We start from the raw sequence: 16,787 nt of genomic DNA on the forward strand, positions 1-16,787 counted from the left end.
AGATGCGGCTGATATGTAATTCAAACCAATTCGGGGGGCTGAGCATAGTGAGAATATTGATCGTGGATGATGAGCCCAGACATCTCAGAGGGATGGTCAATCTGATTGGGCGGCTGCGGCCGGAGGACCAGGTGGTGGCGGCGAAGGATGGCTTGTCGGCCATGGAACTGGTGAAAGCCCACGGCCCGGAAGCCATATTGACGGATATCCGCATGCCTGGCATGGATGGACTTGAATTTCTGGAACGGCTTAAGGTAGAAGGCATTAAAACCAGGGTTGTAATGGTATCCGCTTACAATCTGTTCGAGTATGCGCAGAAGGCGGTTCGTCACGGCGCTTTTGATTACCTGCTGAAGCCGGTGGAGATTGGGAAAATTGCGGAGGTCTTAAGCCGGATCGACCTTCAGCTGACAGCGGAACAGCAGCAGTACCGCGAAGAGGAAGAGCTGCAGCACCGCCTGAAGCTGGCTTCTTCCGCCTACCTGAGCCGGTTGATACTGTCCTGGCTGAACGGCAGTGCGGCCCCGGAGGAGCTGGAGGAGCTGAACCGTTATGAATGGATGCGGGAGAGCGGTGTAGCTGTGTATTCGGAGCTGCAGCACCGCCGGAACAGCGGGGAACAGCAGGACAGCGGCTCTTTCGTCCGCTCTCTGGAGCAGGCCTGGTCTGAGTGGGGGGAGGCCATAACCGTTCCCTTAAGCGGGATGATGGAGGACGGCGTTCAGGCGGCCGTGACCTTGATTACGCTGGAAGCGCTTACCCAAGGCAAGCGGGAGGAGGCCCGCTACATCGCCCAGTCTTTAGCGTCTGAGTGGGCGCATGCGGGACAGCTTGCCCACGGGATTGGGCCGCAATGCCATTCCCTGCTTGCCGAAGCGCCGCGGTCGTATCTTGCAGCCAGGACGGCCAACAGCTACAATTTCTACGATTTCCGGCAGGGATTGCTTTTTGCGGATGAGCTTATTTCAACACCCGGGGCTGGAGCTCCTGACTGGGGCAGGCTGTATGATGCTTTGAAAATGGACGATGCTGCCCTTGTTCAGGAGGTCTGCGCTGAGACCGTCTATCAGCTCGCGGACGCTGGACAGGCCAGTCCCATGCTGCTGAAGGAGCAGGCATCGCTGATGCTGCTGCAGATCCGGAGTGACCATCAGGATATTCTGGACAAAAAGACGGGGCAGATGCTGACCGATACGGCCACGCTGCTGATCCGTTCATGCAGCTCCTACCAGGAATTAATGACCAAACTTAACCATGCGCTCCGGGAAGCGCATCTAGCCCTGGCCTTATCCAGACAGGATAAGAGTGAGGTGGTCATCGCGGAATGCCTGGGCTGGATACAGGGGCATACGAAAGAGAACCTTACCCTGGAACGGGCAGCCGAGCATTTCCATTTTAACCCCTCCTATTTCAGTACGCTGATCAAGAGCAGGACGGGCAAGACCTTCTCCGAGCATGTGACGGCGGTCCGTATGAAGCGGGCCAAAGAGCTGCTTGCAGCGGAGCAGTTCAGAGTATACGAAATTTCCCTGGAATGCGGATTTCAGGATACGAAATATTTTTGCCGTGTATTCAAGAAATATCATGGCATGTCGCCAAAAGCTTATAAGCACGCACTTTCGCAAAGGAAACGGGAGGCATGAAGATCACCTTCCGTTACCGGCTGCTGGCAAGCTACATCTTGCTGATCGCGGTTCCCCTGCTCGTACTGGGGGCATTGTTCTACCGGACCAGCCTGAAGATTATCACGGAGCAGGCGCAGAAGAATGTGTATGAGATTGTCAAAAAAAATAATGAAGTCATGGACACAAAGCTGCGGATCGTGGACCAGAACAGCATGTCCTTATTTCTCGATAAGGATCTGTTCCGAATTTTCAGCCAGCTGGACCCCGCGAACCAAGTGGAGCTTTTTGCAGCGGACCGGCAGGTGACGGCAGTGCTCGGCAAAACCTTTTCCCAGAACCAGGATATCTATGCCTACCAGCTATGGACCTCATACTTTACCTTCGGACAAACGCTGCCGCAAGGAGACCCGGTTCAATCGGATATATACGATCTGGCCCGGCAGGCAGGGGGGAAGCTGGTATGGATTCCTACCTATGATTTCGTATCTATGTTCAACCAGCCTTATCTGGAGGACGGGAATCTGGAGTTCCGTTATTTGTTCTCGGCCACACGCGTGCTTGATTTCACCTATCTAAGCAATACGAAGCTGGAGAAAATGGATGCCGGGGTGGAACGCCCTGTACTTGCCATTAGCTTCAAATCCGAGGTGCTTAAATCCTTGTATGAGGACAGTATACCGGGAAGCTCGCGCTATATGGTGCTCGATCCGCATGATAAGGTGGTCGCCAGCAGTGAGCCGGGGGCTGTTGCGCAGACCTATAAGGAGGCGTGGCTGGACGAGCTGCAGCAGGAGAAAAGCGGGGCGCGGAGAATGACGCTGGACGGTAAAGCGGTGATCGTCTGCTTTGACCGCTCGGAGGTTACCGGCTGGATGTCTGTCGTGTGGATTCCGGAAGCAGGACTGGTGAGCAGCCTTGTGCCGGTGATCCGCGCTTCCATTACTGTCATGGCCGTTGTGATGGGGATTGTGGCGCTTATCCTCGCTTTTTTCATAGCCGGCAAAATCACCAAACCGATCAAGCGGCTGTTAAGCGCGATGCGATCGGTGGGCGAAGGCGATTTCCAGACCCGCGTGGATGTGGTGAGCAACGATGAGTTCGGCATTCTGACGCAGCGCTTTAACCGGATGAATGACCGGATCCATCTGCTCGTGACAGAGAATTACGAGACCAAGCTGAAGGAAAAGGAAGCCGAGATTCAGGCGCTGAACATGCAGATGCATCCGCATTTCCTGTACAATACCCTGAATGTGATGAACTGGACGGCGATTGAGAATGATCAGCAGGAGCTCAGCAAGATGCTTGTCTGCCTGTCCAATATGCTGCATTATACTTCGAGGAAGACATGGGGCGCCGTTCCTTTGTCCGAAGAAATGAACTGGATGAATAACTATTTCTATATTATGTCGATCCGGTTCGAGGACAAGTTCACTGTAGAGTATGATATGGACCCGCGGCTCTTCGAATACGAGGTGCCACGGCTGCTGTTCCAGCCTTTTGTGGAAAATGCGATTCTGCATGGCTTCGATCAGACCGAATCGGGCGGCATCATCGGAATCCGCGGCTGGATTAACGGCAGAACCCGGCATTACGAGGTGGCCGACAACGGCCGTGGCATGAGCCAGGCGACTGTAAATGCGATTCTGCACCAGAAAGCATCTTCCGTGGGCATTAAGAATACCATTGACCGCATTCAGATGACCTATGGCGGCGAGTACGGAATCACCATCTTCTCTTCTCCGGGAAAAGGAACAAAGGTGGCCATTACACTCCCGCTGTAAACCCAATCACAGTCCACCAATCCAAAGAGATTAGGGTTATGTAAGCGCTATCCTGTAATTTATAATAAAGGCATCATAGACTGCAGCTATGAACCCGTTGAACTTAGAAATCGAGAGGGGCTCGGAATATGTTGCTACCAAGAAAACCGGTCTTCATTACATTGGCTCTGATTCTGATGCTAGCTGCTGTGCTGTCTGCGTGCTCGAAGTCGGGTACAGCAAGCCCTGAGACTTCCGCGCCTTCCGGAAATACCGGATCGAAGGAGAACATTACGCTGCGGATGACTGTATGGGGATCACCGGAAGAAGTGGCTCCTTACAAAAAAGCCATCCAGAATTTCGAGGCCAAGCATACAAATGTCAAGGTTGAGCTTCAGCATATTGCCGCTGATTATGATACCAAGCTGACGACCATGGTCGCCGGAAATGATGTTCCGGATATTGCCATGATGGAATCGGGTACGATTGCCTTTCCGATGGCGGAGCAGGGCAAATTCTATAATCTCCAGGAATTTCTCGATACGGATGCCGACATCAGTCCGGATACGCTGGTTCCCAATATTACCTATTCACTGGAGCCGGGCAATGTAATTGGAATCGGACCAGGGCCGGAATCCTTCGGACTGTTCTACAATGAGGATATCTTCAAGGAAGCCGGAATAGAGCCTCCCCCGTCGAATGTGACGGATGCCTGGACCTGGGATGAATTCGTCGAGGTTGCCAAGAAGCTGACTGTGGACACCAATGGCAAAACAGCAGCCGACCCGGACTTCGATCCCAAAAAAATTAAGCAATATGGCGCAAATCTCTCCACCTGGTGGGGGGTATACAGCAACTTTATCTATTCCAACGGCGGGGATTTCATCTCGGTGGATGGCAAGACCTTCGCGCTTAACCAGCCGGAGGCTGTTGAAGCCCTCCAGAAAATAGCCGATCTGATGAATGTGCACCATGTATCACCCTCGCCTGTACAGTCGAAGAATATTCCGGCAACGAATGTAGCTCTCCAGACCAAGAAGGTAGCGATGACGGTGGACGGGCAATGGGCAAGCGCAGGCCTCGCCCAGTCAAAGTTCAACTTTAACGTCGGGGTCATGCCTGTAATGAAGGAGCCGGTAACCACCGTGGTCTGCGGCATGTTCTCCATCTTCAAATCCACCAAGCATCCACAGGAGACCTGGGAGCTGCTGAAGGCGCTGCTCGATCCTGAAGCTTCCATTGATATGCTTACAGCCGGAACATGGATGCCTTCTCCCAAGGACTGGTACACCGATCCGGCGCTGCTCGCCAAATGGACAGAGAATCTGGATGCCAGACCCTCCGGCTATAAAGAAGCCATCGTCGATGTAATCTTGACCAAAGGGCACCAGACGCCGACCGGCTATGTGAAGAATTTCAACAATATTATGGATCTGGTTAATCCCGCCCTGGATAAGGTGTGGCTCGGCCAGCAAACCGCCCAGGAAGCGATGGACTCGATTGCCGTAAAGGCCCAGGCCCAAGTTAAGGGACGCCGCGATATCAAGGAGTAATCAACTGCGAAACTAGCAGTAAGGAGCGGCGTCCGATGCCTCGTTCGCCGTTCTTTTTGCAAATATAAGAATTTATATGCTTACGCTTTAAATTATCCTTCTATTTCACGCTGAAACGGTACCGTCCGTCTAAAGGACGGCAAAGCCGTTTCTACTTGCGAAATTCGAGACTGGAGGCCGGTATGCGAAAGGGAATGTTCTATGGGCTGCTGTTCACCGCCCCCGCCATACTTGGATTTGCCATTTTTACGCTGGGTCCCATGATCGCAAGCCTGGTTCTCAGCCTGACCAACTATAATGTGTTCAAGGATCAGACGTCTTTTGTCGGTCTGGATAATTTCGTGCGGCTGTTCTCAGGTGAGGATGAGCTGTTCTATAAATCGCTGGGAATCACCTTTTATTTCGTCGTGCTGCGTGTGCCTGCAGTTATTCTTATTTCCTTCGGCATCGCGCTTCTGCTCAATCTCAATGTAAAGGGAAGAGCCATCTTCCGTACGATTATCTATCTTCCGAGCATTGTTCCGGCGGTGGCCTCGGCCATGATCTGGATGTGGCTGCTCAATCCCGATCTGGGCCTCATCAATTCGCTGCTCAGCCGGCTGCATCTGCCGACCAGCGACTGGCTGTACGGGGAGAGCAGTGTCATCCCGTCAGTGGTTCTTACCACGCTATGGGGCATCGGCAGCACGGTGATTATTTTTCTCGCCGGACTTTCCGGTATCCCCCGGCAGTATTACGAAGCGATTGAGGTGGATGGAGGCGGCTGGTTCCGCAAGCTGAGCCACGTGACAGTTCCGATGGTCACCCCCACGATTTTTTTCAATACAATCATGACCATAATCGGCTCCTTTCAGGTCTTCAACGAAGCTTATATTCTGACGCAGGGGGGACCGAACAACCGGAGTCTGTTCTATGTATTTTATTTGTGGAGGACGGGATTCCGGGATGCCGAGATGGGATATGCGTCTGCGCTGGCCTGGATCTTGTTCATCATTATTCTGTTCTTTACCTTTATCGTCTTCAGAACCTCGAAGTCATGGGTGTATTACGAAGGGGGGGACCGCGCTTGAGGCCATCGAAGCTTTCACTTACCGCAAGCTACGGAGCGCTTATCCTGATCTCTGCCATGTTCGTCATTCCGTTTGTCTGGCTGATCCGCAGCTCGCTGATGAATTTGTCACAGATTTTCACCATGCCTCCCGAATGGATACCGAAGCCGTTTCAGTGGAGCAATTTTCATAAGGCGCTTACGGTGCTGCCGTTCGATGTTTTCTTCAAGAACACGCTGATTATCGTGGTTACGGTGCTTGTGGGGACCGTAATTACCAGCAGTATCGGGGCCTTCGGATTCTCACGGATTCAGTGGAAGGGCCGGGATACGGTGTTTGCCATCCTGATGACCAGCATGATGCTGCCGGCGGCGGTCACGATTATCCCGAGCTTTCTCGGCTGGCAGCTGATCGGTCTATACGATACGCTGTATCCGCTGATTGTACCCGCTTATTTCGGCGGCGGAATCTTCAATATCTTCCTGCTCCGGCAATTCTATCTGACGATTCCGCGAGACTTTGATGAAGCGGCCTTTGTGGACGGGGCGAATTACTGGCAGATCTATACCCGGCTCATCTTTCCTTTAAGCCGTTCCGCGATCATCGTGGTTGCCTTATTCAGCTTTCTGGCCTCATGGAACGATTTCATGGGCCCGCTGATTTACCTGAAAAGCGACAGTCTCTTTACTCTCGCTCTGGGTCTGCAAATGTTCCAGGGTACCTACACCGCGCAGTGGGATCTGCTGATGGCGGCCTCGGCCACCGTCGTTCTGCCCTGCGTCATTGTGTTTCTGGCCGGGCAGCGTTACTTTCTGGAGGGCATTACCTTAACAGGATTAAAAGGATAAAGGAGGCGGGGTACGGAAATGGCAGAGCAACAAGCGAAGCTGCATGCCTGGCAGGGTGTGTCTTTTACGAGTATAACAATTAATGATCATTTCTGGCGGCCGCGCCTGGACGCGCTCCGGCAGACCACTCTGCCGGACTGCTTGTCCAAATGTGAGGATACCGGGCGCATCGATAACTTCGCCAAGGCCGGGGGCCTGATGGAGGGGCATTACGAAGGCAAATATTATAATGACTCGGATGTCTACAAGGTGCTTGAAGGCATAGCCTATGCGCTGATGCCCAGGCGGGATGCGGCGCTGGAAGCTGAAGCCGACCGGATTATCGGGCTGATATCGGCAGCACAGGAAGCGGATGGATACCTTAGTGCTTACTTCACACTGGAGAATCCGCAGGGCAAATGGACGGATATGGAGAAGCACGAGATGTATAACGGCGGCCATTTGATTGAGGCGGCGGTTGCCTATTATGAAGCGACCGGCAAGCGCGGACTGCTGGAGGTGGCCTGCCGTCTGGCCGATCATTATGATGAGGTGTTTGGCCCCGGCAAGCGGCACTGGGTGGAAGGGCATCAGGAGATTGAGCTGGCGCTGGTGAAGCTGTACCGCGTGACCAGGGCCGAGCGCTACTGGAAGCTTGCGCTGTGGCTGCTGGAGGAGCGCGGCCATGGATATGGCGCGGGCGCGATCTGGGACAATCCGGAATGGGGGCCGGCCTATTGTCAGGATGACGTTCCTGTCCGTGAGATTAAGCAGGTGACCGGGCATGCTGTCCGTGCCATGTATATGTACACGGCAATGGCGGATATTGTCCATGCTTCAGGGGATTCCGCTTATGCGGAGGCGCTGCACCGGGTCTGGACCCACACGGTGGAGCGCAACATGTATGTAACGGGCGGCATTGGGCCGTCCAGGCATAATGAAGGCTTCACCTTCGATTATGACCTGCCCAATGAAACAGCCTATTGCGAGACCTGCGCCGCCATTGCCATGGTGTTCTGGAATCACCGGATGAACCTGACGTTCGGAGACGGCAAATACGCCGATGTGGTAGAGCGTGAACTGTACAACGGCGTCTTGTCCGGAATATCCCTGTCCGGGGATAAGTACTTCTATGTCAATCCGCTTGCTTCACAGGGCGGGCATCATCGTGTGCCCTGGTTCGAAACCTCCTGCTGTCCGACCAATCTGGCCCGTTTTCTGCCTTCCCTGGGCCAATACGTCTATGCTACTGCAGAAGAAGGCCTGGTGGTCAATCAGTACATGAACAGCGAGGCAGAGCTTGTGCTGGGCAGCGGACTGGGCGTCAGGCTGAAGCAAAGCACGTTGTATCCCTGGGATGGCCGGATCGAGCTTGAGGTGAACCCTGCAGCAAGTGCCGGCTTCAGTATCCGGCTGCGTGTGCCGGAATGGTGCAGGGGATACCGGCTGAAGGCTGGCGGCGTCAGCATCAGCGGGGCCGGAGCCTTGACGGATCAAGGGTATCTGGTGCTTAACCGGCATTGGTCGCCGGGAGATAGGGTTGTGCTTGAGCTGGATATGCCCGTGAATCTTGTGCGGGCCAAGCCTGAAGTGGAGGCGGACAGAGGGAGGGTTGCCGTTCAGCGGGGACCCGTGGTGTACTGTCTGGAGCAGACGGATCATCCCGGATTGTCCTATGATGCCTGCTCCATTCCGCCCCGGGCGAAGTTCCGGGTGGAACACCTGCCGGAGCTGCTGGGCGGGGTGACGGTGCTGCAGAGCCGGGATGAAGAGGGCAGACCGCTCCGGTTCATTCCCTATTACGCCTGGGACAACAGAGAATCCGGCTTCATGCAGGTCTGGATCCGGGAACAGGAAGAGAACGGACTATACAGCTGTTAATTTGCAGGTTGCGGAGAAAGGAGGGGCGTTCGCTTGCGAGGAATTACGAACCCGATTGTGCCGGGCTGGTATGCAGACCCCGAAGCCAGGACCTATCACGGCAGGCATTATATTTATGCCACCAGATCGTTCACGGAATATACGCGGCAGATGAATCTGGATGCCTTCAGCTCCAAGGACCTGATCCATTGGAAGGTCCATGAGGGCATAATTGAAATGGATGATTTCCCCTGGATCTGGAGAGCGGTATGGGCTCCGACCCAGATTGAGCATAACGGCCGGTATTATCTTGTCTTTGCCTCGAACGATATCCAGAAGGACGGTGAAGCAGGAGGGCTGGAGATTGCCGTTGCGGATGCTCCCGAAGGCCCCTACAGGGGGTACCTCCACCGGCCGCTGATCGGCAAGTTTATTCACGGCGCACAGCCCATTGACGCTCATCTGTTCAAGGATGATGACGGTGCAATCTATCTGTATTACGGGGGCTGGGGACATTGCAACGTGGCCCGGATGAATGAGCAAATGACGGGCTTTGTCCCTTTCCCGGACGGACAAATGATCTGCTCTATTACCCCGCCGGGTTATGTGGAAGGACCGTGCATGATCAGGAAGGACGGTCTGTATTATCTGATGTGGTCGATGGGCGGGTGGACCAACGGGACCTACCGGGTAGCTTATGGCGTAAGCGATAATCCGCTGGGGCCCTTCGATAACAAAGGGACCATACTGGAGAGGCAGGAGCCTCTAGCGGAAGGCCCCGGCCATCACGGATATTTACATCTTCCTGACCGCGATGAATGGCTGATCGTCTATCACCGGAGAATCATCGGAGACCCGGAGCCGGGCAACCGTATGTTATGTATTGACCGAATGGAATTTGATTCCGGCGGAATCAGGCCGGTAGTGATGACCAGCGGGTGGTAAAAGCGACCGCCGCAGCTTGACGTGGGTATCCGCTTGGCGGATACTATCTGCCGAATACGGCATAAACAGTGATACCTGCCCCATCCCGCTCATACATTATAGACAGCACAGTTATGACCATTGGAGTGTGAGTCTGGATGTCCTATGAAGCGATGGATGCAATCCATACAATTGAAACCATGAATACTGTTAAAGCTGTCAGCACGGAACGTCTGGCGGGAAGATACAGCTATCTGGAACGGGAGGGGCTGCTTCCGCTGCCGGTGCAGGGAGGCGTTACGCTTGTGGTGGAGCTGCGGCATGCGCAGTGGTCGGCGGAGTGCCTGCGGCTGCTGCTCCGGCACTCCGGTTCTACCGTGCGGCTGATTGCGGTCCCGATGACTGCTGAATTTCCGCTGCAATGGTTGTCAGAGCAGTTCTCGGGGGAGCCAAATCTGGTATTTCTCCCCTTTGCCGCCGGGAATTATAGGGTGAATGAGGCCTTGGCTTATGCTGAGACCTCTTTTGCCGTTCTGCTGGAGGACCGTGTGATGGTGTCTCCCGGCTGGCTTGGCAATTTGCTGTGGCCGCCTATTGATGATCCTGCGGTGGGCGTGGTAGCTCCCCGTTCCTCCAGTGAACGGGGCGAGGGGCAGGAACAGCTGCATTTTGCCGGATACTCTGAACTGTCAGCTTATGCAGCCCACATCCTGGACAAAAGGCAAGGGGAGTGGAGGTACGCGGAGGTACTGGGCGGGTCCTGTCTGCTTATAGCAAAAGAGCTGCTGCTGAGGGTAGGAGGCTTCGATTCATCACTAGCGGAGCGCAGGCTGATCATTGCCGACTGGTGTCTGCGGGCCCGGATGCAGGGGGCAAGTCTTGCGCTCAGTGATCCGGTATATGTGCATGTCCTTCACCCGCTGGAGGAAGGCGCTGTGATTAACGCAGGCAATGCGTCCTCTGCAGCGGGGGCGCGGGCATACCGCCGGAAATGGAATCTGCAGGGCAGTCCTGCTGATGCGGGTCTGCTCCAGATTCCCGGTGATCTGTCTGCTTGTCTGCCGCAGCCGGCAATTCCGCTGGGCCGGCATACGGCGGAGACTCCGCTTGTGACCACTGTTGTCTATTTCGAAGAAAACTGGACGGCAGCGGATTCGCGTGAGCGGCAGCAGACGCTGCAGGAAGGCCAGAGCTACAGCAATATCCGCTGGGTGTGGGTCCGGGACAGCTGGAGCCAGTCTTTTCCCGAATTTCCGGTGCATGAGCGTGACGCTGTGATTACTGTGCATGGCGAGAAGCCCTGGCTGCACGCGCTGGAGAATATCTCGGCTCTCTATGGCAGCGAAGTCATTGTCTACTTATCTGCCTCTGCGGCATATGACAGCCGTTACATCGAGAAGCTGGTGGAAGTCCTGCAGCATAGCCGGGCGGATATTGTTGTCAGTGCGGATTATGCAGCGGAAGAACCCGGGCAGCGGCCTGGGGCAGGCGGGACTACGCAGCATCTTCCACTTGAACGCATCGCACACAGAAGCGGAGTCACGCCCGGAAGGATTATGAAGCGGGAGGGCTTCTTCCGCAGTCTGGCGCTTATTCCTGATCCGGATCTGTTGGTGGGCTATGCTGGTGAGCCGGCAGGCAGCCAGCATAAGCTTCATCCGTCAGCCCCCGGCGGGGAGGGGGAGGGACACTTATGAACTATATCGTGCTTAGCCGTGTTTCCTGGGAGGATTATGAGTATAAAAGAATGCTGGAGCTGCTCCCGGACCGTGGGGAGGTCTGTTTTGCCGGGCGGATGACGCCTGCCCGGCAGCGGAGCAGCGGGATCAGGTCCGTGACACTGGCCGAATTGTACAGTCTGAATGCCAAAGAATATACGCTGCTTGTCTCTTCGCCTTATTGGCTCCCGGATGTGCTGGCGCTGCAGCCTGCTTATACTGTAGCCCTGCTGGAACTTTGTCCGGAAGGGGAGGATAGTGTTCTCTGGGACAAATACAGTGCGCTGCTCGCGGCGAAGGCCGATCTGGCGGGAACCACGTCAGAAAGGATATATCTGGAGCAGAATCTGCGCCGGAAGGGAATTGTGTATCTCAGCGGAGACCAGCCCTTATCCTACGGACTGCTCCGCCGGGAGGAGCAATTGTTCTTCCTGTCCGATTACGAAGCGTTCTGGAACAGGGCGCTTACGGAATTATGGCAGCCGCCTGTTGATTCGGATGGGGAGTCCGGTTGGCTGGACATCCAGCGCCGGCACCGCACCGCCTTCTATATATCCATGTGCGCTAAGATGCCCCTCCAGCCTTCAGTGCATTATTTAGCCGCTTCTTATTTATATTTGCGGGGAGATGAAGCCGCTTCGCTGTATCTGGCCCAATCCTTTGAGCTGATGCTGCTGCATGATTATACGGATTGTCTGCATTCGCATTACCGTTTCTTCTCGGCGATCGAAGCGAAGAAAGGCAATCTGGAGCTTGCCGTCCGGCAATACGAAATCACGGCGTTTACGGCCGGGGAAAGGGCGAAGGCTGCGCAGATGAGGCAGTGGCTGAGTGGCGGCGAGGCGGAGCATGAGCTGCTCCGGGCAGAGATTCTCACGGTAAATGAGGATGGAGCGGCGGCAAATGAGATTCTGAGCCGGTTATCCGGGCCGGAAGCCCGGCAGCGGCTGCTGTTGAATTATATCGGAACCTTTCAGTGGGAGAAGGCGCTGCAGCTCTATGAGGAAATGGAGGCGGACGGGACGGCTGCTGCGGAGAATACTGGGCTGGGCGGATTTGCAGGAATAGCAGGAATAGCAGGGGCTCCTGAGATTCCGGGGCTTGCGGGGGGCACCGCTCCGGCCTTTGAGGATGCAGTGCAGCTTCCGGTGATTGAAGGGACACTGCATTTGCTGTATGGCCGGCGGCATGCCGCTATCCGCAGCTTCCTTCGTTCGGCGGGAGCGGACCAGGGAGCCAGACAGCTGTTTGCGGAAATGGCCGATATGGAAGAAGCCGTACAAGGCTTGAGAGGGAGGGTAATGGATGGCGAAGAGCATGCATGAACCGCTGCGCAAGGCATCCGGCAACCGCCTGACGGCGATGATGCAGGTGCGTAATGAAACCGGCCGTTATCTGGAGCAGGTGCTGGAAGAGCTGAGCGAATTTGTCGACGATATCGTAATAGTGGACGACGGCAGCACGGATGGTACGGTACGGCTGTGCAACTCTTTTGCCAAGGTTAGCAAGCTGGTGACACTGGAGCACTCCATCTTCGGCCGTGAATGGGAGCTGCGCAAGACGCTCTGGGATCTGGCGGTATCTACCGGTCCGGATTGGCTGCTGTCCGTAGATGCGGATGAATTCTATGAAGACCGGGCCAAGCAGGAAATGCGGCGTTTGATCGATCAGGACGCTTACGACTGGGTAGCGTTCAGGTTGTTTGATTTCTGGGGCGGCACGACCCATTACCGGGAAGATGAGCACTGGAATATCCACATGAAGCACACGCGCACACTGGTCCGCTATCTGCCCGGCTTCTATTATTACACCCCGCGGATGGATCACCATGTCCCCCGGCTGGCGTTGTCCTATGCGGTCCTGCCGGGCTTCCTGGCCGAGCTGCGGGTGAAGCACTACGGCTGGGCACTGGAACCCGAAGAGCTGCGCCGCAAATACGACCGCTACATGGAGCTTGACCCCGAAGGAAAATGGGGAAGCCTCGAACAGTACCGCTCCATTCTGGATGAGCATCCCCGGCTGGTGGAGTGGAGGGAATAGGGTGCGGGAGCCTGGGAGTAACTGGGTGCCTGACTGAACATCTGACTTAAATTCTGACTGAAAAACTAACTGAATACTTAACTGTAAATCTCTATTGGCTGGACTTAAGGTTGCAGCTTATATAACTAATTCTACACCCTGCGATTATCTGGACCTCCTGACGGTTGCAGTTGCCGCAGGAATTCCCCGGTTCATCCGCCCGCTTTCTGCGGTGGAAAGCGTAATTTTTATAAAATCCTGCACATAATACAACATTTTTCTCAGGATATCGGCTCAAATCCGAAAATGTTGTATAAAATGCAGGATTTTTCCTTTTTCAAGCGGTTTAGCAGGAGAATTGTTGTATTTCTTACAACAATTCTTCCAAATACCCAGTTATCTATAGCTCGAAGTTGCATAACGTACAACATTTAGGTCAGTGGTGCTGACTGAGAAGTCTCCATGTTGCCGGAAACGAATAAAAGTGATAAATATTTACGTATTCCGCTATCCCGCAGTGTTTGAACGGTAACTTGCGGGGTTGTTGTCTAAATTCAGATTATCTAACTGTTATATCTAATCGTATATCTAACTGCTAATCTAACTCTACGCCTAAACAAACCGGGGAGCTTGTTCTATGCTTTTACACAAACTTCTTGATGTTACCCTGGGAGTTTCGGGTGGAGTGTGGGAGATAGAAATATCTATGGTTGTGCTGGAGATGGACGATGTGAGGAATAAGGGGATACGAATACCTTTGATTGCGCTAGGAGTGGGCGAGATGGGGAAATGAGTAATATTACCGGGCTTGTCCTCAAAGGATGAAATGACTCCATTCTGCTGTATGTGCAAGCAGAATGGATTGAAGCGGCTGGCTATCTGCATTTCTATCTATCGTACGTCATGCAATCAGCTGATGACAGCCAGTATAGAGTAGGGTTGAGTGTTGCTGAGTGTGCTGAGTGTGCTGAGTGTGCTGAGTGATGCTGAGTGATGCTGAGTGATGCTGAGTGATGCTGAGTGATGCTGAGTATTGCTGAGTGATGCTGAGTGATGCTGAGTGATGCTGAGTGATGCTGAGTGATGCTGAGTGATGCTGAGTGATGCTGAGTGATGCTGAGTGATGCTGAGTGATGCTGAGTATTGCTGAGTGTCGCTGAGGCCCATAGAGTGTTACGAGGCCTTTTAGCAGTTTCTATAAATTTTAAGTTCTATCAATGTTGTGAGAGATGTGCATACAGGAGCGGTTCCTGGCAGCTACGGTCCGTGTCACGGTGCTGCCTGGAGGGCGGACCTTACAAGCAGCAGCCAGGGGATGCTGCCGGAAACGACAGGTATTCCTTGCGGGTGAACCTTGGCTGCGAGCAGCAGCTTGTGGTAGCTGAGGCCAATGGCTGCCGCAGGTCCGCCGGATTGCCGCAGCGCCTGTTCGTCAGCGGGGTCAAGCCGGGGGATCAGCCCGCAGGAATCGGCTATTGCTGCGTATAGCAGCCACTCGGCAGCATCGCCGGGCGAGCTGTAAAAATGAGCTTGCCCGGTATACATAGTGCACCACTGCTTCTTGACCGGAACAGGCGCGTGCAGCAGCCCGTGCAGCAGAGGCTGGGGCAAGCGGCTCCAATGGAAACGTGAAGCTTCCATTGGCTTGAATAACAGGAGCAGTGTATCCCAAGCACCTGCCTGGACCAGCAGCTGCGCAGCGTAAGAAATATCCGGAAAGCTTAACGGTGTATCTGCGCTGAGCCCAAGCTGTGGTGAGCTGCCGGAAGGCGGAGCAGAATTGTCTGCGTAATCTTCAGTGGTGCGCTGCGGGATGGCGGAATTGCCGGATTCAGCATGCCGGGGACCTCTTTCCCGCCATCTGTCAGTTCCCGCAGCATCAGCAGGCTCATCGGCCTCACATTCCATATGCGGCTCCGGCTCCCGCTCTGCCGGATGAGCTGATGCACCGGCGGTCTGCTGCGCGAGCCAGCGGTGCACAGCAGCAATGCCTGGCCTGTTCCGGGCCAGGCGCTCCAGCCACTGTCCTGCTGCAGCGCTCCCGCCGCTGCGGCAGGACAAGGCCCACAGATAGCCGGATATCCATGGCTCATCCGGCTCATCCGGCAGCATCCGTTCCAGCCGGACGGATGCGGTACAGGGCTGTTCCGGGTCCCGGAACAGCGTGCCCAGCAGCACCTGCACAACCTGCCGGATGGCTTCCGGCAGATGCGGTGCTGCGCTGAGCGCCGCCAGCCATTCGGCGGCGCGGGCATTGAGTGCGGCAGGCACCAGCCTGCTCAGCACTCTCTGGGGCAAGGCAGGGAGCAGCTGAAGAGTGATGGCCGTCAGCTGCTCCTCTTGTCCGGACAGCAGGCACAGCGGTACAAGCTGTGCCCAGGCGGCGGAATCGTCAGGGGTGTAGCCGAGAGCCTGCCTGTAATGGTCCAGTGCCTCCTGATATAGAAACAATTGCTCGCAGACCTGCCCGGTGAACAAGCGGGTGCGGCTTGTGCCGCTGCCGGAGGAGGAGGGGTATTTATGCGCGGTATTACCGCTGTCCAGTGCCCGCTGAAGCAAATCGTAAGCCCGCCATAACTCCCCTTGCTCCAGAAGGAGTCCGGCATAGCTCTCCAGCAGATCTGTGAAATCTGCATACAGAATGCTCCCGGCCTCGTAGACAGCCTGCGCCTCTTCCAGACGTCCTCCGGCCTCCAGAGCGTAGGCTGTTTTGAGGTAAAGGTCAGCGGTATATCCGGAGTCAGCCGGAACTTCTTCCAGCAGCGGGAGGAGAACCTCCGCCGCAGCATTGTAGTTTCCCTGCTGGTAATGCTCCGTACCCAGTGCGTACCGCAGATGGATGCTGCGGGGTTCAAGATGCAGAGCGGAGTGGATCAGCTCCAGATTGCGGCTGGTTTTATGCTTGCGCTGCAGCTCACCATCCAGATATCCATAGTGATGCACCGGCAGAGCTGCGTATGCGATATGCCCTTCCGGAAGGCTCCAGATACTGGAGGCCACCTCCTCATGAATGCTGCCGCGAAACAGGATGCGTTCATCATTGCGGAACAGCCGGCACACATTGTCCGTCACATAATCTTTTTCCGGGAACTCACCCACATAGTGGATAAAAGGCAGGAAATAACCGTCAGCACCCTGCGTCTCCAGCAGCCGCTCCACCTCTTCCGGCTTCCAGCCTGCGATTGCTTCATCCGCATCCAGCACCAGAATCCAGGCATAGGAGGCCAGCCGCAGTGCCCGGTTCCTGGCCTTGGAGAAATCATGCTCCCATGGCATCTCAATGACCCGGGCACCGGGCCTGCGGGCGATCTCCATGCTGCCATCCGTCGATCCGGTATCGGCAATGATGATCTCGGAGACCAATCCCTGCACGGACATCAGACATTTCTCCAGATGCTGCGCCTCGTTCTTAATAATCATGCAGAGCGATAGCCCTGGATTATGCATAGTAG

Annotated in this window: 12 protein-coding genes; 11 read left to right on the forward strand and 1 reads right to left on the reverse strand. The window is 55.1% G+C overall.

Annotated elements, in window-relative coordinates:
• Positions 1-47: 47 nt before the first annotated feature.
• From NYE33_RS09580 to NYE33_RS09630, 11 genes are all read left to right on the forward strand, one after another.
• Entirely contained in the window at positions 48-1,643 is a 1,596-nt protein-coding gene (locus NYE33_RS09580) for a response regulator transcription factor (protein ID WP_341065568.1), read from the forward strand.
• The gene (locus NYE33_RS09585; RefSeq protein ID WP_076248738.1) at positions 1,640-3,406 is read left to right on the forward strand and encodes a sensor histidine kinase; all 1,767 of its coding nucleotides are present in this window, start codon (positions 1,640-1,642) and stop codon (positions 3,404-3,406) included. Before NYE33_RS09580 ends, NYE33_RS09585 begins: the two co-directional genes overlap by 4 nt.
• A gap of 128 nt (positions 3,407-3,534) precedes the next feature.
• A complete protein-coding gene (locus NYE33_RS09590; protein ID WP_341065570.1) occupies positions 3,535-4,938 on the forward strand; it encodes an ABC transporter substrate-binding protein in 1,404 nt (467 codons plus the stop codon).
• Positions 4,939-5,120: 182 nt separating this feature from the next.
• A complete protein-coding gene (locus NYE33_RS09595) occupies positions 5,121-6,008 on the forward strand; it encodes a carbohydrate ABC transporter permease (RefSeq protein WP_039307163.1) in 888 nt (295 codons plus the stop codon).
• A gap of 56 nt (positions 6,009-6,064) precedes the next feature.
• The gene (locus NYE33_RS09600) at positions 6,065-6,835 is read left to right on the forward strand and encodes a carbohydrate ABC transporter permease (protein WP_445669807.1); all 771 of its coding nucleotides are present in this window, start codon (positions 6,065-6,067) and stop codon (positions 6,833-6,835) included.
• 18 nt (positions 6,836-6,853) lie between these two features.
• Entirely contained in the window at positions 6,854-8,695 is a 1,842-nt protein-coding gene (locus NYE33_RS09605; RefSeq protein WP_341065574.1) for a glycoside hydrolase family 127 protein, read from the forward strand.
• Between the two features lie 33 nt (positions 8,696-8,728).
• The gene (locus tag NYE33_RS09610; RefSeq protein ID WP_256704062.1) at positions 8,729-9,619 is read left to right on the forward strand and encodes a glycoside hydrolase family 43 protein; all 891 of its coding nucleotides are present in this window, start codon (positions 8,729-8,731) and stop codon (positions 9,617-9,619) included.
• 152 nt (positions 9,620-9,771) lie between these two features.
• Positions 9,772-11,295 (forward strand): hypothetical protein, encoded by a 1,524-nt coding sequence (locus NYE33_RS09615; protein WP_341065576.1) that lies wholly within the window; start codon positions 9,772-9,774, stop codon positions 11,293-11,295.
• Positions 11,292-12,641 carry a hypothetical protein gene (locus tag NYE33_RS09620; protein WP_341065578.1) on the forward strand — a complete coding sequence of 450 codons (1,350 nt, stop codon included), beginning with the start codon at positions 11,292-11,294 and terminating at the stop codon, positions 12,639-12,641. The genes NYE33_RS09615 and NYE33_RS09620 overlap by 4 nt, the downstream gene beginning before the upstream one ends.
• Positions 12,622-13,356 (forward strand): glycosyltransferase, encoded by a 735-nt coding sequence (locus NYE33_RS09625; protein WP_246354564.1) that lies wholly within the window; start codon positions 12,622-12,624, stop codon positions 13,354-13,356. The genes NYE33_RS09620 and NYE33_RS09625 overlap by 20 nt, the downstream gene beginning before the upstream one ends.
• A gap of 616 nt (positions 13,357-13,972) precedes the next feature.
• Complete coding sequence (locus tag NYE33_RS09630; protein ID WP_197074300.1) at positions 13,973-14,128, forward strand: hypothetical protein; 156 nt, start codon at positions 13,973-13,975, stop codon at positions 14,126-14,128.
• Positions 14,129-14,604: 476 nt separating this feature from the next.
• On the opposite strand, the gene NYE33_RS09635 is transcribed toward NYE33_RS09630, so the two are convergent.
• The gene (locus NYE33_RS09635; RefSeq protein WP_341065583.1) at positions 14,605-16,782 is read right to left on the reverse strand and encodes a tetratricopeptide repeat-containing glycosyltransferase family 2 protein; all 2,178 of its coding nucleotides are present in this window, start codon (positions 16,780-16,782) and stop codon (positions 14,605-14,607) included.
• Positions 16,783-16,787 lie beyond the last annotated feature (5 nt).

It is taken from the genome of Paenibacillus sp. FSL R10-2199 (genome assembly GCF_038000235.1).
GTDB lineage: Bacteria > Bacillota > Bacilli > Paenibacillales > Paenibacillaceae > Paenibacillus_AQ > Paenibacillus_AQ phytohabitans.